The organism is Ancylobacter aquaticus, from assembly GCF_004339465.1.
GTDB classification, from domain to species: domain Bacteria; phylum Pseudomonadota; class Alphaproteobacteria; order Rhizobiales; family Xanthobacteraceae; genus Ancylobacter; species Ancylobacter aquaticus.
On record NZ_SMFY01000001.1, the window covers coordinates 1974947 to 1997513 of the forward strand.

At 65.5% G+C, this 22567-nt stretch carries 17 protein-coding genes and 1 pseudogene; 8 read left to right on the forward strand and 10 right to left on the reverse strand.

Translation table 11 applies throughout. The features are described 5' to 3' along the window. Window positions 1–141 precede the first annotated feature (141 nt). The 4 genes from EV667_RS09105 to EV667_RS09120 all read left to right on the forward strand — a co-directional run bounded on the left by EV667_RS09105 (window position 142) and on the right by EV667_RS09120 (window position 4670). Window positions 142–1164, forward strand: a complete 1023-nt coding sequence (locus tag EV667_RS09105; protein ID WP_165901567.1) for an amino acid ABC transporter substrate-binding protein — start codon at window positions 142–144, stop codon at window positions 1162–1164. Window positions 1165–1276: 112 nt separating this feature from the next. Next, a complete protein-coding gene (locus EV667_RS09110; protein ID WP_131834911.1) occupies window positions 1277–2467 on the forward strand; it encodes an amino acid ABC transporter permease in 1191 nt (396 codons plus the stop codon). Between the two features lie 10 nt (window positions 2468–2477). Then, on the forward strand, window positions 2478–3854 hold the full coding sequence (locus EV667_RS09115) for an amino acid ABC transporter permease (RefSeq protein ID WP_131834912.1): 1377 nt from the start codon (window positions 2478–2480) through the stop codon (window positions 3852–3854). Between the two features lie 18 nt (window positions 3855–3872). Next, window positions 3873–4670, forward strand: coding sequence for an amino acid ABC transporter ATP-binding protein (locus EV667_RS09120; protein WP_131834913.1), 798 nt, complete (start codon window positions 3873–3875; stop codon window positions 4668–4670). A 69-nt stretch (window positions 4671–4739) separates the two neighbouring features. Here the strand turns inward: EV667_RS09120 and sseA are convergent, their stop codons facing one another. The 4 genes from sseA to EV667_RS09140 all read right to left on the reverse strand — a co-directional run bounded on the left by sseA (window position 4740) and on the right by EV667_RS09140 (window position 8912). Further along, window positions 4740–5615 (reverse strand): 3-mercaptopyruvate sulfurtransferase, encoded by an 876-nt coding sequence (gene sseA / locus EV667_RS09125; protein ID WP_131834914.1) that lies wholly within the window; start codon window positions 5613–5615, stop codon window positions 4740–4742. 25 nt (window positions 5616–5640) lie between these two features. Then, entirely contained in the window at window positions 5641–6354 is a 714-nt protein-coding gene (locus EV667_RS09130; protein ID WP_131834915.1) for an alanyl-tRNA editing protein, read from the reverse strand. Continuing rightward, window positions 6354–7385 (reverse strand): cysteine synthase A, encoded by a 1032-nt coding sequence (locus EV667_RS09135; RefSeq protein WP_131834916.1) that lies wholly within the window; start codon window positions 7383–7385, stop codon window positions 6354–6356. The genes EV667_RS09130 and EV667_RS09135 overlap by 1 nt, the downstream gene beginning before the upstream one ends. A 78-nt stretch (window positions 7386–7463) precedes the next feature. Continuing rightward, on the reverse strand, window positions 7464–8912 hold the full coding sequence (locus EV667_RS09140; RefSeq protein ID WP_131834917.1) for a cryptochrome/photolyase family protein: 1449 nt from the start codon (window positions 8910–8912) through the stop codon (window positions 7464–7466). Between the two features lie 147 nt (window positions 8913–9059). Between EV667_RS09140 and EV667_RS09145 the strand changes: the two genes are divergently transcribed. Continuing rightward, window positions 9060–9872: an SDR family NAD(P)-dependent oxidoreductase gene (locus EV667_RS09145; RefSeq protein ID WP_131834918.1), complete on the forward strand. Its 813-nt coding sequence runs from the start codon at window positions 9060–9062 to the stop codon at window positions 9870–9872. 52 nt (window positions 9873–9924) lie between these two features. On the opposite strand, the gene EV667_RS09150 is transcribed toward EV667_RS09145, so the two are convergent. The 3 genes from EV667_RS09150 to EV667_RS09160 form a co-directional block, all read right to left on the reverse strand. Beyond that, the gene (locus EV667_RS09150) at window positions 9925–14187 is read right to left on the reverse strand and encodes a translocation/assembly module TamB domain-containing protein (protein ID WP_245516049.1); all 4263 of its coding nucleotides are present in this window, start codon (window positions 14185–14187) and stop codon (window positions 9925–9927) included. After that, a complete protein-coding gene (locus EV667_RS09155; RefSeq protein WP_131834919.1) occupies window positions 14187–16136 on the reverse strand; it encodes an autotransporter assembly complex protein TamA in 1950 nt (649 codons plus the stop codon). The genes EV667_RS09150 and EV667_RS09155 overlap by 1 nt, the downstream gene beginning before the upstream one ends. Before the next feature lie 558 nt (window positions 16137–16694). Further along, window positions 16695–16901: a hypothetical protein gene (locus EV667_RS09160; RefSeq protein WP_131834920.1), complete on the reverse strand. Its 207-nt coding sequence runs from the start codon at window positions 16899–16901 to the stop codon at window positions 16695–16697. Window positions 16902–17158: 257 nt separating this feature from the next. Here EV667_RS09160 and EV667_RS09165 point away from each other — a divergent pair. After that, window positions 17159–17421: pseudogene (locus tag EV667_RS09165) on the forward strand (transposase); the annotation flags it as partial. 1074 nt (window positions 17422–18495) lie between these two features. Here the strand turns inward: EV667_RS09165 and parA are convergent. Beyond that, the gene (gene parA / locus EV667_RS09170; RefSeq protein ID WP_131834921.1) at window positions 18496–19152 is read right to left on the reverse strand and encodes a ParA family partition ATPase; all 657 of its coding nucleotides are present in this window, start codon (window positions 19150–19152) and stop codon (window positions 18496–18498) included. Between the two features lie 131 nt (window positions 19153–19283). Then, entirely contained in the window at window positions 19284–19982 is a 699-nt protein-coding gene (locus EV667_RS09175) for a L,D-transpeptidase (RefSeq protein ID WP_165901568.1), read from the reverse strand. 964 nt (window positions 19983–20946) lie between these two features. On the opposite strand from EV667_RS09175, the gene EV667_RS09180 reads away from it, so the two are divergent. Together EV667_RS09180 and EV667_RS09185 are read left to right on the forward strand one after the other, a co-directional pair. Then, complete coding sequence (locus EV667_RS09180) at window positions 20947–21480, forward strand: DUF7662 domain-containing protein (protein ID WP_425359011.1); 534 nt, start codon at window positions 20947–20949, stop codon at window positions 21478–21480. 1 nt (window position 21481) lies between these two features. After that, on the forward strand, window positions 21482–21898 hold the full coding sequence (locus EV667_RS09185; RefSeq protein ID WP_131834923.1) for a type II toxin-antitoxin system VapC family toxin: 417 nt from the start codon (window positions 21482–21484) through the stop codon (window positions 21896–21898). A gap of 68 nt (window positions 21899–21966) precedes the next feature. Here the strand turns inward: EV667_RS09185 and EV667_RS09190 are convergent, their stop codons facing one another. Further along, a complete protein-coding gene (locus tag EV667_RS09190; protein ID WP_131834924.1) occupies window positions 21967–22566 on the reverse strand; it encodes a flavin reductase family protein in 600 nt (199 codons plus the stop codon). Window position 22567: the final 1 nt, after the last annotated feature.

The window sequence follows — 22567 nt, forward strand, 5'->3', positions numbered from 1 at the left end:
GCGCCGTCAGACGAAGGAAGCAGGCATGACACGTCGCCGCATGACATCGGCGGCATGCGAATTGCCTTTTCTGTCACTCGTGCCGCTCGCGTTCGCGCAGCGGATACGTCAGCTCCAATCCGAATGAAGAAGGCTGCCATCATGAAACGCCTCCTCTCCACGTTCGCCCTTGCGGGTGCCATGGGCCTCAGCGCGTTTAGCGCGCAGGCCGCCACGAAGCTTGAGCAGGTGAAGTCCAAGGGTTTCGTCCAGTGCGGCGTCAGCCAGGGGCTGCCGGGCTTTTCCAACCCCAACGACAAGGGTGAGTGGAGCGGCCTCGATGTGGAATTCTGCCGCGCCGTCGCCGCCGCCATCTTCGGCGACCCCACCAAGGTGAAGTTCACCCCGCTCTCCGCCAAGGACCGCTTCACCGCCCTGCAGTCCGGCGACATCGATATCCTGTCGCGCAACACCACCTGGACCATCACCCGCGACACCTCGCTGGGCCTGAACTTCACCGGCGTCACCTATTATGACGGCCAGGGCTTCATGATCCGCAAGGACAAGAAGGTGAACTCGGCACTCGAACTGTCCGGCGCCTCGGTCTGCACCCAGACCGGCACCACCACCGAACAGAACCTCGCCGACTATTTCCGCGCCAACAACATGACCTATGAGGTCATCGCCTTCGCCACCAACGACGAAGTGGTCAAGGCCTACGACGCCGGCCGCTGCGACGTGCTCACCACCGACCGTTCGGGCCTGGCCGGCGAACGCCTCAAGCTGACCAATCCCGACGACCACATCGTGCTGCCCGAGATTATCTCCAAGGAGCCGCTCGGCCCGGTGGTCGCCCATGGCGACGACCAGTGGTTCGATATCGTCAAGTGGGTTCTCTACGCGCAGCTGATTGCCGAAGAGCTTGGCGTCGATTCCAAGAATGTCGACGAGCAGCAGAAGACCGCCATCAACCCGGAAATCAAGCGCCTGCTGGGCACCGAGGGCAAGTATGGCGAGGGCATGGGTATCGGCAACGACTGGGGCTACCTGATCATCAAGCATGTCGGCAATTACGGCGAAATGTATGACCGTACCGTCGGCCCCGACACCCCGCTGAAGCTCTCGCGCGGCCTCAATGCGCTGTGGAACAAGGGCGGCATCCAGTACGGCATGCCGGTGCGCTGACCGCAGTCGAAAAAGGGGCTCCCGAGCATTCGGGGGCCTCTTCACTCCGGCAGAACCGACATCAAGTTCGGCGCCGGATGCATGAGGGCCTCGTTTCGAGGCGAGGGGGACTATGACGGATTTGGCTGGGCCCGTCGGCGGGCGTGCGAAGAGTTCATTCATCAACGATCCGAAGGTCCGGAGCATCGGCCTTCAGCTGATCGCCCTGGTCGTGGTGGTGTTCCTGGGCTGGAGCTTCACCGAGAACGCCCGCGACAACCTAGCGGCGCAGAAGATCGCCACCGGCTTCGGGTTTCTGGACAATACGGCCGGCTTCGGCATCAACCAGACGCTGATCCCCTATAGCGAGACCTCGACCTATGGCCGCGCCTTTGTCGTCGGCCTGCTCAACACGCTTCTGGTCGCGGTGGTCGGCATCATCCTTGCCACCATCATCGGCTTCCTTGTCGGCATTGGCCGCCTGTCGAAGAACTTCGTCGTGCGGACAATCTCGACCGTTTATGTCGAGGTGCTGCGCAACCTGCCGCCGCTGTTCCAGATCCTGTTCTGGTATCTGGCGGTGCTCAGCGCGATGCCGGGTCCACGCAACAGCATCAGCCTGTTCGGCGAGGTGTTCATCTCCAACCGCGGCATCATCATTCCGCGCCCGCTGTTCGGCGACGGTGCGGGCATCGTCGTGTGGGCGATCGGGCTCGCCATTTTCCTGGCCATTCTCTTTCGCCACTGGGCGGCAAGCCGCCAGGAGGAGACGGGTCGTTATTTGCCGGTGCTGCGGATCAATCTCGGCCTGCTGATCGGCCTTCCGCTCCTCGCCATGATCGTCACCGGCTTTCCGATCACGTTCGAGGTGCCCGAACTGAAGGGCTTCAACTTCGTCGGCGGCATCCAGGTCATTCCGGAGTTCGTGGCCCTGACGGTGGCGCTGGCGACCTATACCGCCGCCTTCATCGCCGAGAATGTGCGCTCCGGCATCCAGTCGGTGAGCCATGGCCAGACCGAGGCCGCGCATTCACTCGGCCTGCGCCATGCGCAGACCCTTCGGCTGGTGATCATTCCGCAGGCGATGCGGGTGATTATCCCGCCGCTGACCAGCCAGTATCTCAACCTGACCAAGAATTCTTCCCTGGCCGTCGGTATCGGCTATCCCGACCTGGTGGCGGTGTTCGCCGGCACGGCGCTGAACCAGACGGGGCAGGCGATCGAGATCATCGCCATCACCATGGGCGTCTATCTGCTGCTGTCGATCATCACCGCGACGGTCATGAACGCCTACAACAAGCGCGTCGCGCTGGTTGAACGGTGAGGGCCCGGCCATGAGCATGACCTTCGACGACGGGACGTTCATCCGCAACGAAATGGTGGAGCCGCTGCCGCCGCCCAAGCAGCGCATCGGCGCGGTGGCCTGGATGCGGGAGAACCTGTTCTCCGGCGTCCTCAACACGCTGCTGACCGTTCTCGGCATTCTGGCCGTGGTCTGGGTGGTGCCCCCCTTGGTCCGCTTCATGATCATCGATGCGGTGTGGACGGGCGAGAACCGCGAGGCCTGCCTGGGTCCCGAGGTGGGCGCCTGCTGGCCGTTCATCCATGCCAAGTTCGGCCAGTTGATCTATGGCTTCTATCCGATCAGCGAACGCTGGCGGGTCGATATCGTCTTTGCCGCCGGCGCGCTGCTCCTGGTGCCGCTGATGGTGCTGAGCTGGCCGTTCAAGCGCATCAACGCCTTCCTGTTCTTCGTTGCTTATCCCGTCGTCGCCTTCGTGTTGCTGACCGGCGGCAACATCAACGCCTCTGCTTTCCTGCTGGAACGGTTCGGGCTGATCGGCGGCCTGGTCGGCGATGCGCAGATCGGCGGCGTCAACCTGGTGTTCTGGGTTGATTATGTGCTTACCACGCTGCTCGTCATGGCCGCGATCGGCGGCCTGATCGCGCTGCTGGGCGGCAGCGGACGCTCTGCCGCCATCACTACGTTGTGGGTTTTCCTCTCGCTCGGGCTGGTCATCTTCATCTGGGACGTCGATGTCGGCCTCGACTATGTGGAGACCCGCCAGTGGGGCGGCCTGCTGGTGACGCTGGTGATCGCGGTGACGGGCATCGTCGCCTCCCTGCCGCTGGGCATCCTGCTGGCGCTGGGCCGGCGCTCGCAAATGCCGGTGGTCCGGTTGCTCTCGGTGATCTTCATCGAGTTCTGGCGCGGCGTGCCGCTGATCACGGTGCTGTTCTTCGCCACCTACATGCTGCCGCTCTTCCTGCCGCAGGGCACCAATCCGGATGCGCTGCTGCGGGCGCTGGTCGGCGTCGCGCTGTTCTCCGCCGCCTACATGGCGGAGGTGGTTCGCGGCGGCCTGCAGGCGATCCCGAAGGGGCAGTATGAGGGCGCGATGGCGGTGGGGCTCACCTGGAGCCAGATGATGCGCCTGATCGTCCTGCCGCAGGCGCTGACGCTGGTCATTCCGGGCATCGTGAACAGCTTCATCAGCCTGTTCAAGGACACGACGCTGGTGCTGATCGTCTCGATCTTCGACTTTCTTGGCCAGCTTCGCGCCTCTTTTACCGACCCCAACTGGGCGACGCCGGTGACGCTCTACACCGGCTTCGCCTTTGCCGGGGTGGTCTATTTCCTCTTTTGCTTCGGCATGTCACGCTATTCGCTCTTCGTGGAGCGGCGGCTGAATACCTCTCACCGGCATTGAGAAACGGAGAAACCCACCATGAGCGAACTCCATTCGACCGTTTCCCCAGAGGAGCTTCACGCCGTCCATACGCCCCCGGGGCGCGAGGTCGCCGTCGATCTCGTCGGTGTCCATAAATGGTACGGAGAATTCCACGTTCTCAAGGACATCAATCTGAAGGTGCATCGCGGCGAGCGGATCGTCATTTGCGGGCCTTCGGGCTCGGGCAAGTCGACGATGATCCGCTGCATCAACCGGCTGGAGGAGCACCAGCAGGGCACGATCATCGTCGATGGCATCGAGTTGACCAACGACCTCAAGCGGATCGACGAGATCCGCCGTGAGGTCGGCATGTGCTTCCAGCACTTCAACCTTTTCCCTCACCTCACCATTCTGGAAAACCTGACGCTGGCGCCGATCTGGGTCCGCAAGATGCCCAAGAAGGAGGCGGACGAGCTGGCCATGCACTTCCTCACCAAGGTGAAGATCCCCGAACAGGCGCACAAGTATCCCGGCCAGCTCTCCGGCGGCCAGCAGCAGCGCGTCGCCATCGCCCGCGCGCTGTGCATGAAGCCGAAGATCATGCTGTTCGACGAGCCGACCTCGGCGCTCGACCCGGAAATGGTCAAGGAAGTGCTGGAGACGATGGTGAGCCTGGCGGAAGAGGGCATGACCATGCTGTGCGTGACCCACGAGATGGGCTTTGCCCGTCAGGTCGCCAACCGGGTGATCTTCATGGATGCCGGGCAGATCATCGAGATGAACGAGCCGGAACCGTTCTTCTCCAACCCGCAGCACGAGCGCACCCGCCTGTTCCTCAGCCAGATCCTGCACTGAGAAAACCCCGATAAAAAAGGCCGGATCGCGCAAGCGGTCCGGCCTTTTACGTGGTCGCCGTCAGGCGCGTCAGTCGGCCGGCCCGGTCGCCAACGGCCTGTCGGAGGCGCCCCATTCGGTCCAGGAGCCGTCATAGAGCGCGGTGGGCGGCGCGCCGACGCTCTCCAGCGCCAGCCAGAGAATGGCGGCGGTGACGCCGGAGCCGCAGCTTGTGATGACGGGCTTCGACAGGTCGATGCCCGCCGCCTCGACCGCCTTGAGGATCGCCTCGGGTTCGACGAGGCGGCCATCTTTCACCACATCGGAAACCGGCAGGTTGCGGGCGCCGGGAATATGTCCGGGACGGACCCCGGCGCGGGGCTCCGATGCCTCGCCGCGAAAGCGATCCGCCGCGCGCGCGTCCAGCACCTGTGTATGCCGGTCGGCCAAGCGGGCGGCGACGTCGTCCATCGAAGCCACCCAGTCGCGGTCGAGCGTGGCGTCGAAACGCGCGGGATAATAGGGCGCCTCGCCCGATTCCGTCGGCCGGCCCTCGGCGCGCCATTTGGGAAAGCCGCCATCGAGGATGGTGACGTCGACGGCGCCGAAGGCCCGCAGTGTCCACCACACGCGCGGCGCCGAGAACAGGCCCTGTGTGTCGTAGACCACGATCTTCATCTGCCGGCCGATGCCGAGCGATTCCATCGCCGCCCGGAACAGCGTCTCGGAGGGCAGCATATGCGGCAGCGGGCTCGATATGTCCGAAATGGCGTCGATGTCGAAGAACACCGCACCGGGAATATGCGCCTCCATATACTCCTTGCGCCCGCTCCGGCCGGTTGCCGGCATGTGCCACGAGCCATCGACGATAACGAGGTTGGGCGCCCCCAGATGAGCGGCAAGCCAGTCTGTCGACACGAAAAAGCGGTTCGCAGGCGAGGATGTTTCACGGGGCGTGTCGGTCATGGGGCACTCCGGGTGTGCGCGGGCATCAGGCCCAGGCCAGCCGCACGCGGCGATTCTGCTGGCCCTTCTTCTCGATCTTCGTCACCTGCACGGCGCCGATCTCGTCCAGCCCGCGCACATGGGTGCCGCCGCAGGGCTGGAGGTCCAGCCCCTCGATCTCGACGAGACGTACCTTGCCGGTCCCCATCGGGGGCTTGACCGCCATCGTCTTGACCAGCCCGGGATTGGCGAGCAATTCCTCATCCGAAATCCAGCGCTCGCGCACCTTGGCGCCGGTGGCGATCATTTCCGCGAGCTTGGCGGTGATTGCGTCCTTGTCGAGCCCGCCATCGGGAATGTCGAAGTCCAGCCGGCTCTCGTCTTCCCCGATCGAGCCGCCGGTGACGGGAAAGGGCAGGGCGACGGAGAGCAGGTGAAGCGCCGTGTGCATCCGCATGCGCCTGTGCCGGGTCGGCCAGTCCAGCCTCAACGTGACCGCCTCGCCAAGCTCGGGCAGCTCGCAGCCGGTCGCCGGGACATGGACGACGTCGACCTTGGACGGACCGTAGATCGCCGTCTCGATGGCGATCTCGCAGCCATCGGCCCGCATCAGCGTGCCGCGATCACCCGGCTGCCCGCCGCCATTGGCGTAAAACACCGTGCGGTCGACCACGATTCCGCCTTCGGGTGTGACCCCTGTCACCACGGCGGATGTTTCCTTGAGATAGGCGTCGTCGCGGTACAGGAGGAGGGTCGTCATCACATCAGCACATTCGGGACATCGACGCTGCGCTCAAGCCAGCCCGGCACGGGCAGGCCCTTCTCGCGCAGGAAGGCGGGGTTGAAGAGTTTGGACTGATACCGGGTGCCGAAGTCACACAATATGGTGACGACGGTATGGCCGGGCCCGAGTTCCTTCGCCAGCCGGATCGCGCCGGCAACATTGATGCCGGATGATCCGCCCAGGCACAGGCCCTCATGTTCGAGCAGGTCGAACACGATCTGCACCGCCTCGGCGTCGCCGATCTGATAGGCGCAGTCGATGGGCGCGCCTTCCAGATTGGCGGTGATCCGCCCTTGGCCGATGCCCTCGGTGATGGAGGAGCCTTCCGACTTCAGTTCGCCCGTCGTGTAATAGCTGTAGAGCGCGGCGCCCATGGGGTCGGCGAGGCCGATCCGGATCGCCGGGTTGCGCGCCTTGAGGGCTATGCCGGCACCCGCGAGCGTGCCGCCGGTGCCGACCGCGCAGACGAAGCCGTCCACCTTGCCGTCGGTCTGCGCCCAGATCTCCGGCCCCGTGGTCTCGATATGGGCGAGGCGGTTGGCGACATTGTCGAACTGGTTGGCCCAGACCGCGCCGTTCGGTTCCGTGGCGGCCAGCGCTTCAGCGAGCCGGCCGGAGACTTTCACGTAGTTGTTCGGGTTGGCATAGCCGACGGCCGGCACCTCCACCAGCGTGGCGCCGGCGAGGCGGAGCATGTCCTTCTTTTCCTGGCTCTGCGTCTCGGGAATGACGATCACCGAACGGTAGCCCAGCGCGTTGCCCACCAAGGCGAGGCCGATGCCGGTATTGCCGGCCGTACCCTCGACGATGACGCCGCCGGGACGCAGCGCGCCGCGTGCCACCGCGTCCTGGATGATGAAAAGCGCGGCGCGGTCCTTCACCGACTGGCCGGGATTGAGAAACTCCGCCTTGCCGAGGATGGTGCAGCCGGTGGCCTGCGAGGCGCGCTGGAGCTTGATGAGCGGCGTGTTGCCGATCGCCTCGACGAGACCGTTGCGGATATCCATGAACCTGATTTCTTTTGCCGTTTGCCGGGGCCACGAAATTAGTGATCCCGCTCCCCCTCGGCAACCGGAATGGAGGTGCTATTCGCCGCGCAGGCGCTGAAATCGATCGAGAGCCCGCTGGCGCGCCTGCGCATGGTCGACGACCGGGCGCGGGTAGGTCTCGCCGAGAACCACGCCGGCGCGCCGAAGCACGGTGGGTGCCGCCTCCCAAGGCCGATGGACGATATCGGACGGCAGCGCGGCCAGCTCCGGCACGAACTGCCTGACATACGCGCCCTCGGGATCGAATTTCTCCCCCTGCGCGACCGGATTGAAGACGCGGAAATAGGGAGCGGCATCGGCGCCCGAACCCGCCACCCACTGCCAGCTCGCCGGATTATTGGCGGGATCGGCATCGACCAGCGTGTCCCAGAACCACTCCTCGCCCCGGCGCCAGTCGGTGAGGCAATGCTTGATGAGGAAGGACGCGGCCACCATGCGGATGCGGTTGTGCATCCAGCCGGTCTGCCAGAGCTGGCGCATGCCGGCGTCGACGAGGGGGTAGCCGGTCAGGCCGCGCCGCCACGCCCGCATCAGCCCCTCGTCATTGGCCCACTCGAAGGCGTCGAAGCGGCCGTTGAAATTGGTGCGCCCGATGTCGGGGAAGTGGAACAGCAGGTGATAGCTGAACTCGCGCCAATAGACCTCGCTGACGAACTTGGCCACGTCGCGCGGGGGGGCGCTGCCGTCTGCTTCGGCATGCCGGGCGGCGGCAAGTGCCTGATGCGGCGAGATTTCGCCAAAGCGCAGAAAAGGCGACAGGCGCGAGGTGGAGGGGCGATCCGGGCGGTCTCGGCCTTCCCCATAGCCGTGAATGCCCTCGTCGAGGAAGGTGCCGAGGGCCGCCCGCGCGCGCGCCTCGCCCGGTGTCCAGGCCTCGCGCAGCCCACCGGCCCAATCGGGCGCGGTCGGCTCCAGCGCCCAGTCCTCCAGTCGCTCGCCTGCCGGCGCAGGGGCGAACCGCCACGCCGCTTGCGCGCGCACGGGCGTGCGAACAGGTTGCGCCATTGCACGTCGATAGAAGGGCGTGAAAACGCGAAAGGGCCCGCCCGACTGGGTCTGCACGGTCCATGGCTCGTGAAGGAGGTTGCCGCCAAAGCTCTCGGCGTTGACGTGGCGCGCTGTGAGTGCCGCCTTCACCGCCGTGTCGATGGCGATCTCGCCGGCCCCGTAGCGGCGATTCCAATAGACCGCTTCCGCGCGCAGTTCACTGGCAAGCCCGGGGATGATCTCGCTTGCCCTGCCACGGCGCAGGAGCAGCCTGCCGCCCTTCGTCTCGATGTCGGCAGCGAGCGCCGCCAGCGAACGCCCAAGCCACCAGCGCGCCGCGCCGCCAAGCGGGCGCACGTCCTCGCTCGCCTCGTCGAGGAGGAAGATAAGCACCAGTGGCCGGCCGCTCGCCTGCGCGGCGTCGAGCGCCGGGTTGTCGGCAAGGCGCAGATCGTCGCGGAACCAGACGAGGGCAGGGCGGTCGGTAGACGAGGGCATGCGACGTGATCCTGACGTGATCCTACTCTTACGAAATCACACGGCCAAACGATCAACGCCGCTGGCGGAAGGCGGACGGATTGTCTATTGATGATGACTATAATGAAAATAGAGTCCCGGATGGGGCGTCGAACATGGAGTTGACCGATGAGCCCTGACCTTCACCCCGGTACCGCAGTCGTCACTGGAGCTTCCAGTGGCATTGGCAGGATCTACGCCGAGAAGCTCGCGCAGCGAGGCTATGATGTGTTGCTGGTGGCGCGTGACCGCAGCCGGCTCGATGAACTCGCGGCTAGCCTTGCGAGCGCGACCGGCCGAAAGACCGAGGTCCTCGTGGCCGATCTCGGGCAGGCGGCGGACGTCGAGAGGCTGACGGCCCGCATCGCCGCCGACCCGTCGATCACCCTGCTGGTCAACAATGCCGGCATGGGCACGGAAGGGGCGGTTGTCGGCGTCGATGCCGGCAAGGTCGACGCCATGGTGCAGCTCAACGTCGCCGCGCTCACGCGCCTGTCCATCGCCGCTGTGAATGCCTTTTCGGCGCGCGGTAAGGGCACGCTGGTGAACATCGCGTCCGTCGTGGCGCTGGTTCCCGAGAATTTTCTCGGCGCCTATGCCGGCACGAAAGCCTATGTGCTGGCCTTCACACAGTCGTTGCAGAGCGAACTGAAGGGCGGGCCCATACGGGTGCAGGCGGTGCTGCCCGGGCTCACGGCGACGGAGTTTTTCGACCGTGCGGGCCTGGATGCCGGGTCCCTGCCGGCCGAGATGGTGATGTCGGCGCCCGATCTTGTCGAGGCCGCCCTGCGCGGGCTGGAGGCCGGGGAGGCGATCACCATTCCCTCGCTGCCCGAGATGGCGGCGTGGCAGACACTGGTGGACGATCGCGTGCGGATGGCCCCCGGCCTGTCGCTGCGCCAGCCGGCGGCCCGCTACGGGATGGGTGCGACCGCAGGCTGATCCAAAGAGCGCGCGATCCGGTCACATTGGTTCAATCCGACCGGATCGGGCCCTAGTAATCCCATTGGGCGCCGATGCCGACCTCGGCGGCTCCGTTGGCGCCGGTTGCACCCTGCAGGCGAATGTTCTTCGTCACGTCCACATCGACGGTCACGCGGCTCGACCCTGCCGAGGTGCCCTGGCGCACGCCGAGATAGATATTGTCGTTCAGCCTGCGGCCGACGCCGACCTGGCCGCCGGTTCCCTCCGCATCGGTGCCAAGTTCGAGGCTGTCGACGCCGAGCGAGCGGCGCACATTTTCCAGCACTCCGGCGCCGCCGGAGAACTGCGCGGCGGCCTGCGCGAGCTGCAGCGCCTGACCGCCATTGAGCGACCCGGCGGAGCGCCCGAACAGCAGGCGGGAGATAACCTCGTCCTGCGGCAGGGTCGGCGTGGAGGAGAAGCTGATCACGGGGCGGGAGGCGGGGCCGGAAACCAGCACCCGGGCGGTGATGTCGGTGCTGGTGGTCTCGGCGATGAAGTCGAGCTCCGGGTCGGTGTTGCCCGTGAACGTGATGTTGCCGCGCGTGAAGGTGAGGCGGCGTCCGCCGAAATCGAAGGATCCGCGCCGCAGCTGAAAGCCACCCGACGTCACCGGCGCGCGCGTCGTGCCGCCGAGCGTCAGCTCGCCGCCGAGCTGCGCCTCGATGCCGAGGCCGCGCACGAACACATTGTTGCTCGGCGCCGAGAGAACCAGATCAAGCGCGATGCCGTTGCGCGCCGGTGCGGCGGGCCCCTGCTGGCGCTGCACGGTGGGGCTCTTGCTCTTGAACTCGGCGTTGGCATTCACGTGGCGGACATTCAGGTCCTGCACCCCGCCGGGGAAGCGGTCCGGCACGTTGATGTCGAGTGCGCGCAGCACCAGCCGTCCGGTCAGGCGAGGTCCATTCAGGAACGCGCCTTCGATGCCGAGACGACCTTCCGCCACAAGGCGCATGAGATCGCTGTTCACCAGCGCCGCATTGACGAGGTCGAGGTCTATTCGCCCGGGATAGCCGGCGGAAGGGTCGAGTGCGACATTGCCGCGCCCGCTGATGCTGCCGCCATTGGTCGTCGTGGCGCGGAAACTGGTCAGCGTGACGGAGCGATCCGTGCCGGTGAGCACGGCCTCGATATTGCCGAGCGCCACCCCGTTGACGGAATCGTCGAAGCGCCCGCCGCTGAGCCGCGCCGTGCCGCCGGCGCGCGGGGCGGCGAGGGAGCCGCGCAGCGTGGCGTCGACAGTGGCGATGCCGGTGACGCGCGCACCCGTCGCCGCCAGCGTGGGATTGACGATAGCGAGGTTGATGGCGCCGCGCAGCGCGAGATCGAGATCACCCGCACCGAGCGGCACCGAGCCGCTCAAGGTGAGCCCCTGCACGTTCTGCCCGGTGATGGTGGCGCGCACCTGCGCCCGCCCATTGCCCAGCGTGCCGTTGGCGGCGATGTCGAAAGGCCCGGCGCCGGAACTGGCGATGTCCGGGCGGCTCAGCCGGGAGATGCGCAGATCGAAGGGGCCCGTTGGTGCGGAAGCGGTTCCGCCGAGGCGCGCCGTGCCCGCCAGCGTGCCCGAGAGATTGGTGTCCGGCGCGACGAGGTTGACCAACGCCAGCGGCAGGGCGCGCAGGTCGACCGTGAGATCGAGCCTGTCGCCGGCCGTGCCGGACACGGTGGCGGAGCCGCCGCCGGCGGTCAGCGCCAGCCGGTCGATGGCAATTGTCCCGCCCGTGAGCGTGAAGGTCGCCGGCGCGTTCAACGCCGCGTTCAGCCCGGGCCGCGTCGCCGTGAGCCGGTCGAGCCGCAGCCGTGCGCCGTCCGTTATCGGCTCCAGCCGGCCGGCGGCGCGCAGATTGGTGCCCTGGGTGAGCGCTTCCAGCGTGAGGTCAGTGCCCTCGGCCGTGCCTTTGGCGCGAAGGGTAGCGGTGTCGACAGTCACGCCGGAAAGGGCCGCCGCCCGCAGGTCGACAGTGCCATCGAGAAGCGGCACGCCCCGCAGATCGAGCACCTTGCCATTGATGTTGGCCGAGCCCACCGTCTGGCCGAACGCGCTGAGCTTTTCGGCGCTGGCGCGCACATCGGCGTTCTGCCGGCCTTCGGCGACGCTGAGCGTGACGTCGGCATTCAGGGCGCCGGCCATCTCGGTGAGAGCGAGCGCGGCGATGTCGGCGAGGTCGCCGGCGACGATATTCAACTGACCTGTGGCGAGGCCGGCCGGGTCGAGCGCCAGATCGCCACGCGCCGTGACCGAGCCGATGGCAAGATCGAGGCCCGACAGGCTCCGCGTGCCGTCCGGCTGCGTCGCCAGCGTCGCCGAACCCCGCGCCGGCTTGCCGCCCACGTCGCCGGAGAGCCCGAATGTGCCGGCCATGTCGCTGGTGATGTCCGTTGCGGAGACATCGAGCGTCACATCGCGAAGCGGGCGGCCATCGGCCATGCCGTCGGGCACCCGCAGCGTCGCCTTGACGCCGAGCGCGTCGAGCGTTCCGGAAAAGGCGGCATCGGCCTGCAGCGCGCCGGCGAGACGCGGGTCGATCCGCCCGAGATCGTCGAGGGCAAGCGTGGCGTTGAGGTCGGCGACATCGCTGGCGAGGCGGCCATTGACGGTGGCGGCGATGCCGTCGGTATCGATCTTCAGGTTATCGACCGAGAGCGCATTGGCGCCATCCCGGGCGAGGGCGCCGTCGATGCTGAGGCCTTGCCCGACGAGAGCATCGACGCGGGCGATGCCGGTCTCCAGCCCCTGGGCGCGGCCCTTGAGCACGGCACTGGCGCGGGCCAGGTCAGTTGACGCGGAGAGTCGGGCGTCGAGCGTCGCGGTGCCTGCAAGCGGGCGGCCGGCGAGCGGCGAGAAGGCGGCGAGGTTGAGCCGGCTGACGCCAAGGTCACCGTCGATGGCGTGCGCATCCGCCCGGCCGGCAAAACGCGCCGAGATCGCGGAGAGCTCGACCGATGCCGTTTCCAAGACGGCGTCCTCCCCGGGGGGCAGCGTTCCGGCCGCCGAGAAGCGCCCCCGCGTGCCCAGGGCTGCCGCCACCTGCGGGTCGGCGGCGGTCAACTCGTCGGCCGTGCCCTCCACCGCAAAGGCGAGGGAGCCGGACGCGGAGGGGAGGGTGCGCAGCGTGGCCGCGAGGCTTCCTGCGCGATAGTCCAGGCCGGTGAGCTGGGTCGCCGCTATCCGCCCATCGATGGAGGGTGTCCGCAGCGCGCCCTTCAGCGTGCCGGTGAGGCGCAGGCTCTGCCAGCCAATGCCCGGAGCGAGGGCGGCGAAGCGCGCGGCGTCGGCGAGGGTGGCGTCGAAGGCGAGGTCGGCCGTCTCCGCCGCGTCGAGCGTGCCGCTCACCGTGGCCTGGAAACCGGCGGTGCGGGCGGTGAAGCTGTCGATGGCAATATTCCGCGCCGTATCGACCGTTACTGAGCCGGCTAATTCGCTGCGCCCTTCAAAGAGCGGCGAAATATTCGCCGGCAAAATGTCGGCGATATCGGCATCTATCGCGACGTTCATCCTGTGCCCGTTCGCCACGGCGCGAATACCCGCCGCGCCACTGGCCTCAGCCACATCGCCGACGGTGACGCGCAGATGCCCGTCCCAGGCGTCGAGCGGCCCCGCGCCTTTCAGCGACGCGGCGATTTCGGGAAGTCCGTCGAAGCCGGCGGCACGCGCCATCAGTCCGCCGGCGGGTTCGCGCGCGGCGACGTCGAGATCGAGCTGGCCCGTTTCCGGTGAATAGCCGGCTGAACCATTCAGCGTGCCGGGCGCGTCGAGACGTTCCAGCGCGAAGGTCATCGACAGACCCTGGGCCAGCGAGGCGAGATCGGCCGAGCCGTTGAGCGACAGGCGCGCCGCATGGCCCAGCACTGGCTCGGCGAGGGTGATGTCGGGGATGGCGAGGTTTTCGAGCCGCACGGGCAGGGCGAAGGACGACCCTTCATCCGTGGAGGGTGGCGCGGGCGGGAGGACCGGCCGTCGATCGAGACTGACGCGTGCCGCGGCCAGCGTCGTCACATCCACGCGCCCGGAGAGCAGCGCCAGTGGCCGCCAGTCAAGCCGCGCGCCCTCGATGCGGGCAAACGGACCTTCGGCGTCGGACAGCTCGATGCTCTCGACGCTCATGTCGAACGGTACGAAGCCGCCGAGCCCGCGCAGGGCGACCGTCAGGCCGGGAGAGGAGGCCAGCGACGAGGCGAAGCCGGCCAGCAGCGCTTTGCCCGGAGGTGTCTGCAGCGCGCCGAATGCGGCCACCAGCAGCACCAGCAGGGAGAGCAGCGCCATTGCGAGGAATTTGAGCGCGCGTGTCATCAGAAGGCCTGCCCCAGACTGACATAGACGCCGAAATCGCCGTCATCCGGCCCCGGATTGAGCGGGAAGGCGAAATCCACCCGCAACGGGCCGATCGCCGTATAGTAGCGAAGGCCCACGCCAGCCGAATATTTCATGCCATCGAAGTCCGGCCATTCGGAGGCGAAAGCCGAACCCATGTCGAAGAACGGCACGATGCCGATCGTATCGGTGACCCGCACCCGTGCTTCGAACGATGCCTCGAAGAAGCTGCGGCCTCCGATGATGATGCCGTCCTCGTTGCGAGGGCTGGCGGACTGATATTCATAGCCACGCAGTGAGCCGCCGCCGCCGACATAGAAGCGCCGTTGGGGCGGCACGTCGTAGAGACCGGCGCCGACGATGCTGCCGGCGGCAAGACGGCCCGCCAGGATGAAGCGCTTGCCCTCATCGAAGGCGTAATAGGTCGAGACTGATCCCTTGAACATGGTGGGACCGGCGCCGGCATCGCCGAGATAGGCAAAGGGCTCGACAGTCGCTGCCGCGCGCCAGCCGCGCGAGGGGTCGAGCTTGCTGTCGGTGTTGTCATAGGTCAACTCGAACGGCACGCCGATAATGCCGTAATCCCGCGTGCTCGTGCTGTCCTCCACCTGCGACTGCTCCAGGTCGATGCTCACCTGCAGGGTCAGGTCGTCGCTATAGCGGTGACGAATGCCGGCCAGTAGCGTCACCGCCTCGCGCACATAGGCGTTCGTCACCTCGCGCAGCACGGAGGCGTTGGCGACGAGGTCATCCTGCGCGGTGTAAATGCCGGGCTTTACAAAGGCGGCGGAGAGTTTGTAGCCGAACGGGTCGGCAGTGGGCACGGCTTCGGACTTCTCGCCGAACCAGGAGACCTGGTCATCGAGCCGCAGCGTTTCGCCGCCGCCGAACAGGTTGCGATGGCCCCAATAGGCGTTGATGGCCGACCCGTCGGTTGACGAATAGGTGGCGCTGACGCCGACATAGCGCGGCTTGCGCGCCGACACCTCGATCGTCACCGGCAGGCTGCCGTCCGCCTCCAGCCGTTCCGCCTCGCGGAGGCGGACGCTGGCAATGGCCTCATACTCAAGCAGGCGCCGGCGCATGCGGTCCAGCACCTCCGGTGAGTACGGCGTGCCCGGGGCGATCTCGATGCGCTCCTCGACAAAGCCGGGGGTGAGAAAATCGGCGCCGACCACGGTGAAGCGCCCGAAGGTGGCGACGGGGCCCGGGGCGATGAGGAAGGTGACGTCGACCGTGCGAGTCTGGTGGTCGGCGACAACCTCCTTGTCGGCGACCTTGGCGAAGGGGTGGGCCATGCGCCGCCAGTGATCGACGATCATGCCCTCGGCGCGGACGATGGAGGTTGCGAGCGCCGGCTCGCCAGGTTCCAGCCGCAGGCGCGCCAGCGACGGGGACTCCGACAGCGGGCGCCGGGTCGCGGCATCGAGCAGCTCGACGCGCCCGAACTGGAATTGCGGGCCGGCCTCTACCGTGACCTGCACCGGCACGGGCCCGCGCGCGCGGGCCGCTTCCACGCGCTCGAAGATATCGGGGGCATCTGGTGCACTCCCGGCGATGCGAATGCGGATAATGCCGCCGTAATAGCCGGCGGCGTAAAGTGCGGCGTTGATGTCGCGACGATCCGACAGCGCCCGGCGCACCAAGCCCGCTGCGCCGGATGGAGGGCGCTCGCTCAGCCGTTCGAGAGTCGATGCGGCCTCGATTCGGTCGGTAAGCGCGCCGTCGCCTCCGGTGACGTCGAGCGTCAACGTATAAGGCGTGGCGTCCGGGGCGGGCGGGCCGGCATTGATCGGCCTGGGGCTGAACAGATTGATCAGCGGACCGAAGAACCCGCCATTGGCGTCGTCCTCCGCCGTCTCGTCATTCGTACCACCGAACAGCTGGGCGGAAGCCGGCACCGGCAGGACAGACAGGACCAGCGCCACGCAAAAAGCGAGCGCAAGCCAGAGGTGCCCTTTCCGCCTTCCAACCGCCAACCCGTATCCTCCTGCATCAAGGTTCGACTGCCGCCTGGGGCGTGCCGACATTCCTCTGAGCCGCGAAACTAATGCAGCGACGATGAACGCAAGCTTTCCATCGGAGAGCCTGCTCCTGATTGCCGTGCGAAACCGGGGAGCGTCAACCTTGAAGGCGGAAAGAATGCAAAGTTCCGTGCCCTCGCGGGTCAAAAATCCGCCGGAGGCCAAAGGCTTGGCACTCTGATGTCGGCTCCCGGGTACCATTGACCGTGCCAACTGTCGTTCCGTTGGCCTCGCCTACCACGCGACGCCGATGGGCAACTTCTGCCATGGGCGATCGGCAGGACGCAGCCGTTGCTGCCATAGAAAGCGGTAGCTAACCTGGGCGGGTCTGCGCTGCGGGCGGCATCGGTCTTTCGGGGCGCTATGCAGCAGCGTTCTCCACCGATGGATCGACATTCACCTCAGCCTGATCATAGCGGCGGCGGGGTGAACAAAGTCGATGAAGTGAATGGTCCGGCCGTCTCATCGTGTTGCGAAGCGGCGTAAGTGCTTGCGGCGATTGAAGCAGCTTTCGATACGGTTTCGCCGTTCATCGTGCGGGATGATGATCTTCCGGGTGCGGCTGGATGGGATCGCCGCCGCGCCGATGTCTGCGACTTGGCTGCGGAAAACATTGCTGTCGTAGGCTTTGTCGGCGAGTACGGCGCCGCCGGACTGACCTTCGATCAAGGCTGCGAACTGCGGCCAGGTTGCCCACCGGGCCCGTCGTAGTGATGAAGGGCAGAGGCCGACCCAGCGCATCGGCCAGCATGTGGCCTTTCTTGGTGTTCAATCCGCTTCGGTAACGCCCCAGAGCCTCGTCCTTGATCCCCTTATTCCGCTCGCCGCCTGCGAGAGGGCCCGCGCGATGGATGACCTGAGCCCTGACCTGAGCCCCTGATCTTCCTCCAGGTTTGAGTAGAGTCCGCCGACCATGGAGACGGACGATGCGGGCGTCACGGTTCACAGCGGAAACAGATCATCGCGATGCTGAAGGAGCAGGAGGCGGGCGCGAAGACCGCTGACCTCTGTCGCAGGCACGGCATCTCCTCGGCGACCTTCTACAAGTTCAAGGCCAAGTACGGCGGCATGGACGTGTCCAATGCCCGCCGGCTGAAGAAGCTCCTGGCGGAGCAGATGCTGGAAAACGTCATCCTGAGGGATGTCAGTTCAAAAAATGGTGACGCCCGATGCACGGCGCAAAGCCGTGGCTCACCCCCCTCCCAATTATCGACGACACGGCGAAACCCGAGAAGGGCAGGCATTCGGTAGCCGTCGCCCCGCAATCCGTAACCAAGCTTGGCGAGACGCCAACTGCCGGACGCAGGTCCCTATCGCGCGGACACTCGACGAGGCACGGGCGGCCTTGGGGGAGCCTTGCGGACAGCTGGACGAACGATCCTCTGTGCCAAACGCGGGCGCGTGTGCAAGGTGCAAGCCGGGCCTAGACGAGCTGGTCCGGGGTCACCGTAGGATGAGATCGACCACATCCCGGCCGCAGGGGTACGCTACGGCTGTGTGCTGTATGACGCCGGATTTGGCTTGAGCGCCCCTTGCGGCAGGGTGCGAGTGGGCGTGGCACCTGGGGTGGCGTCTGCGCGGGGCATAAAGTGTACATCGCCGACGTCGCCCTGACATTCCCAAGGAGGCCCGCCCGCGCCGCCCGCGCGACTCACGTGCCCAGATGTAGCCGCGCTCTCGGCGGTGAAGACACCGGGCAAGGCATCCTGGCGCAGCGCGCTGCTGGCGGCGCGGGACCGGCAGCACGCTCAAGGCGCGCCTTGCCGTACGGCTCAAAGTGACGGACGGCCGGCGCAGAGGACCGGTCCCAGTGGTCGCCCTGCCGGATGCGAAAGCCTAGCTCACCGCGCGCGCTCGTTCCACCGCCGAGCGGACATACCATCTCTCCGGCCTTCCCGCCGACGCCGCCAGCACGCGCCAGGCGGAGGCGGTGTCGGCGGGAAGGCGCACCCGGTAACTGAGAGGGAACTCGGATCAACCACGTCGCGGGTCGTTGGTGGAGCAGCCCAAGGGCTGCCGCGATGAGAATTGCCCAAGCCGACTCGCGGAGCCGCCGTTCTCGTCAGGTGGTTGGAAAACAAGGGTCTCCGGCCCCGCCTCGGTCTTCCGGCGCCCCGCCAGGCCGTCCTGGATCGATGACTTACGCCGGTGCCACACCGATGCCCCTACTGCCGGGTGTACCCCGCAGACTCAATTCGGCCAGAGCAGATTCGGGAACGGCGCCCGGGCGTGGCTCTTCCCCTCGACCTAGCCGTCCCTGAGCCTATGTGCCGAGATAGCCGCGCAACTCGGCGGCGAGCGCGCCTATCTCGGCAGCGCCTTTTGAACCGGGCTCGGTTTCAAGCAGCGTGAGCCCACGCCCCATGCTGGCGGCGAAACCCACGCGATTGCCGAGCCGCGCGCGTGCGGCAGCATGGCCGAGGGCTTCGATCGCGGTTCCCATCTCTTGAGTGAGGGCGGCGCGCGATTGCGCCCGGTTGATCACCAGCAAGCACGATGTGCCCTCTTTCGCGATCATCTCCAGCGTCGGTCGTGTGGCCCATAGGTCGATCGGTGTCGGCTGCACGGGCACCACGACCAGATCAGCAACCTCAATGGCGGGGCGGGATTCCACGTCGGATTTCGGCGGGGTGTCGATTACGACGAAGCTGTAGTCGCGCACCAGGCTGCGCGCCTCGCGGCGCGCTCCCCACCCGGAGGCGGTCCGAAAGGACAGGCCGGTCCCTTCCTCCCCCAGCGTTGCCTCGCGCGCCTCGAACCATTCACCGAGGCTCCCCTGTGGATCGCAATCGAGAAGGGCCACCCGCATCTCGACCCCCGGCACCAGCTGCTGCGAAAAAGCAACAGCCAGGTGGGCCGCCAAGGTCGTCTTGCCGGACCCGCCCTTCTGCTGAGCGATTGTGATAATTTTACCACTCATCGAAAGCCCTCCATTCCGATGCGGAACTTTCAGCGTGTTAAAAATGCAACAAAACTGTCGATCGAAAGATAGCTACGACGACGTAATTCGGATTCCCGCAAAAGTTGCGAGACGCCATCATGGCATGACGCTCACGCGCCTGTATTGGAGCCGAGGACGACAACCTTGGCGCCGACGCCGACCCGTCCGTAAAGGTCGATGGCGTCCTGATTGATCATCCGAATGCAGCCTGACGAGACGTTAGTTCCGATCGTGTCGGGCTCCAGGGTGCCGTGAATGCGGTAAAGCGTGTCCCGGCCATTCTGCCAGAGGTACAAGGCCCGAGCGCCCAATGGGTTGGACAGCCCGCCCGCAACGCCCTCGCCGCCCTGCAGGCGCGTCAGCTGAGCCTGAATGTCGGGGCGGCGCTGGATCATCTCCTTCGGGGGGTACCAGTCCGGCCACTCCTGCTTGGAGTTGATCGTCGCGGTGCCGTTCCAGCCAAAGCCTTCCTTGCCGACGCCTACCCCATAACGGATCGCGGTCCCGCCAGGCTGGACGAGATAGAGAAAGTGCGCGTTCGGATCGATGACGACCGTGCCGGGCGGGAAGCTCGACGCATAGGCCACTTCGCGCCGGAGATAGACGGGGTTGATCTGCGAGACATCGACAGCCGCGATAGGAAATTTGTCCGCCATCGGTCCGTACATGCCATTGGCCGCATAGGCTGAGATGGGACTCGACGAAGCGAGTGGGGCGCTGGCGGAAGTGGTGCGCTTGCACCCGCCAAGTGCAGCCGCCGCACCGGCTACGCAGAGCCCGAGAATGGCACGACGATGAAGTTTGGACATGGTGCAACCCCTTCGGCTTCGTTCGCAGAATCTTAATCCAATCTTGGTAAACAAGTCCTTGCCGCGATCCTAGCGGATACGCCATTACGAGGGCGTTTCGGGCTGTCGCGATTCGTGCCGCCAGGGCAAATGTTGTGACTGTCAGTGCCTTTACGGCGCCCAATGCGTAAATCAACATTCTGCACTAACTTAGTTTTCGTCGGTACAATTGGACAAAATGCGCCTGATGCAATTCCAAATGAGTGCGAATGCGGCCATTTTGGTAAATCAGAAAATATTTGAAAATCAGATGTTTGAGAAAAATTCCTTAGAAACAAAATGAAAATAAGTCACCGTCGAGTTGAATAGGTCAACAGTTAGAGTTGAGACGCGAAACCAGGCCAGGCTGTGCGTCATGTTGGTCGTCAGCCTGGCTGTTCGAGTGCTCGGAGAGCGCGGGGGTCTTGGGCGGTTTGGCGGCTGCGGGTGCCGATCTGGGATATTTGGGCGGGCGCGACCGTGGTGAGCGTTAGCGTGTATCGTCGATAACGCGGCGGGTGTATTCGAAGCGTCAGGAGAGCTGGTCCATTCAGTTTCACTGACGTTTGAAAAGAGTTACTGTGTATCACTGCTGACCTGATCTGTTTGTCGATGTTTGGGGCAAACCGTCGGCATCGAGCGTTTTCGAGTTTTGTTAAAACGATTTTAAATCAATAAGATATAGCAGATTTATGATGTATCGAATAAATGATTGGCGGAGCATCGCTCGGTGAGTACAGATAAATAAATAGCTCTGTTGTTATTCAAACTTGGCGTGCGTCTAGCGTGTTTTTGCGGGGGCGTTGACCCCCGAAGGAGCGTTGCAGAACCGCGAAACAAAGCCCCCGATCCGGCTCGCCGGTGGGTTGGCGGGGTCAATGCAGGCACTGAAAATTTACACTGACATATGTAAGCTAGGTTCTGCCGATCAATTCGGGGGCTTCCTATGTCAAAGTACAGCGCCTTGACGACCTATCTTTCCAGTCGAACGCAACCGAGAATATCTATGTCGTTTGAGGACATAGAGCGGATTGTTGGAGCACGACTTCCGCAGTCGGCGTTCAATCATCGTGCCTGGTGGAGCAACAATCCAACCAACAGTGTTATGACCAAAGCGTGGCTCTCCGCCGGCTTCCGTTCCGAGGAAGTCGACATGACCGCGCGCAAATTGGTGTTTAGCCGGCATCTGCCAAACGTCGCGTCCGGAGGGGCGACTCGGGTGGCGCCCGCGTCGACGGGGTCGCCCCTGGCCGGGCTGTTTGGAGGGCTGAAGGGAACGGTGCATATCGAACCAGGCACCGACCTCACACTGCCGAGCACGGCGCCGGTCTATCTCTATGAAGGGGGGGAGACTGACTCGGCGCGGCGGTCGGTGGAACCGCTGCAGGAGGTGTGGCCTTCGCGCAACGGTGATGCCGAGCTCCATTCGCCTGAGGAATTTAATCCGTCATTGGGCGTTGAATGGCCGGAGGATCACTGACATGGGTATGCCTCTTCTCCTCGACACATGCGCGGCGTTATGGGTGGCTCAGGGAGCGCCGATTTCCGATGAGGCGCGTGGCACTTTGATCGAGGCGCGCCTGCGTGGGGCGCCCATTTCCATTTCGCCGATGTCCGCCTGGGAGATCGGAAAGCTCGTCGAGCAGGGGCGGGTGCGCCTCGCCATGGAGCCTGCCAAATGGTTCTCGGCGCTGGCGGGCCTTCCGGGCATGAGCATCGCGATGATGACGCCGGAGACGCTGATCGCCTCCTCGTTCCTGCCCGGAGTGCCGCCGCTTGATCCGGTGGACCGGGTATTGATCGCGACGGCGCGCGATCAAGGTTACAGATTGATGACGCGCGACCGGATCATGCTCGACTACGCCGAGACCGGCTATCTCCAGGCCGTGGGCTGCTAGGGCGTACCACTGGCTGGCCGTCCTTGGCCGGGTGCGGAACCTAGTTGATCGGAGCGGCGAGGGGAGGGTCAGCGCGGGCGGGGGAGCGATGTCACCGCGTTGACCCAGGAGTAGTCGAAATAGCCGTCGCGGGCGAGTGAGTGCAACCTATCGGTGCGGACGAGGCCATCCTCGATGAAGCGCTCATCGATATGGACGCCGACGATTTCGCCGAATGTGACATGCCGGCCGAAGGTTTTGCCGTGCCGGTCGGCGACGTCGATTGTGTCTATCCAGACACACTCGAGGGCGCAGGGAGAGGCGGCAACTCGGGGCGGCTTCACAATCCGCGAGGGAGCCCGGTCCAGTTTGGCGAGGTCGAACTCGCTCTCGCCAGGCGAAATGGTCTTTGAGGTGAGATTGACCGCCTCCATGAGCTCCCGCGTCGCCAGGTTGCAGACGAACTCGCGTGTCTCCACCACGTTGCGCACGGTGTCCTTCAACCCGGCGCTCGAGAACATGACGATGTCGGGGCTTTCGCTGACCAGGTTGAAGAAGGAGTAGGGGGCAAGGTTGGCCACTCCCGCCGGCGACAGTGTCGAAATCCACCCGATGGGTCGCGGCGCGACGATCGCCTTGAGCGGATTGTGCGGCAGGCCGTGATTTTTGCGGGCGGGTTCGTAGAACATG

What these genes read in the sequence shown, in the direction of transcription:
- sseA (WP_131834914.1), bottom strand. Translation starts at nt 5,615, where the DNA reads ATGACCGACACGCCCCGTGAAACATCCTCGCCTGCGAACCGCTTTTTC.
- EV667_RS09105 (WP_165901567.1), top strand. Translation starts at nt 142, where the DNA reads ATGAAACGCCTCCTCTCCACGTTCGCCCTTGCGGGTGCCATGGGCCTC.
- EV667_RS09110 (WP_131834911.1), top strand. Translation starts at nt 1,277, where the DNA reads ATGACGGATTTGGCTGGGCCCGTCGGCGGGCGTGCGAAGAGTTCATTC.
- EV667_RS09145 (WP_131834918.1), top strand. Translation starts at nt 9,060, where the DNA reads ATGAGCCCTGACCTTCACCCCGGTACCGCAGTCGTCACTGGAGCTTCC.
- parA (WP_131834921.1), bottom strand. Translation starts at nt 19,152, where the DNA reads ATGAGTGGTAAAATTATCACAATCGCTCAGCAGAAGGGCGGGTCCGGC.
- EV667_RS09120 (WP_131834913.1), top strand. Translation starts at nt 3,873, where the DNA reads ATGAGCGAACTCCATTCGACCGTTTCCCCAGAGGAGCTTCACGCCGTC.
- EV667_RS09135 (WP_131834916.1), bottom strand. Translation starts at nt 7,385, where the DNA reads ATGGATATCCGCAACGGTCTCGTCGAGGCGATCGGCAACACGCCGCTC.
- EV667_RS09185 (WP_131834923.1), top strand. Translation starts at nt 21,482, where the DNA reads ATGGGTATGCCTCTTCTCCTCGACACATGCGCGGCGTTATGGGTGGCT.
- EV667_RS09175 (WP_165901568.1), bottom strand. Translation starts at nt 19,982, where the DNA reads ATGTCCAAACTTCATCGTCGTGCCATTCTCGGGCTCTGCGTAGCCGGT.
- EV667_RS09115 (WP_131834912.1), top strand. Translation starts at nt 2,478, where the DNA reads ATGAGCATGACCTTCGACGACGGGACGTTCATCCGCAACGAAATGGTG.
- EV667_RS09150 (WP_245516049.1), bottom strand. Translation starts at nt 14,187, where the DNA reads ATGACACGCGCGCTCAAATTCCTCGCAATGGCGCTGCTCTCCCTGCTG.
- EV667_RS09140 (WP_131834917.1), bottom strand. Translation starts at nt 8,912, where the DNA reads ATGCCCTCGTCTACCGACCGCCCTGCCCTCGTCTGGTTCCGCGACGAT.
- EV667_RS09190 (WP_131834924.1), bottom strand. Translation starts at nt 22,566, where the DNA reads ATGTTCTACGAACCCGCCCGCAAAAATCACGGCCTGCCGCACAATCCG.
- EV667_RS09130 (WP_131834915.1), bottom strand. Translation starts at nt 6,354, where the DNA reads ATGACGACCCTCCTCCTGTACCGCGACGACGCCTATCTCAAGGAAACA.
- EV667_RS09180 (WP_425359011.1), top strand. Translation starts at nt 20,947, where the DNA reads ATGTCAAAGTACAGCGCCTTGACGACCTATCTTTCCAGTCGAACGCAA.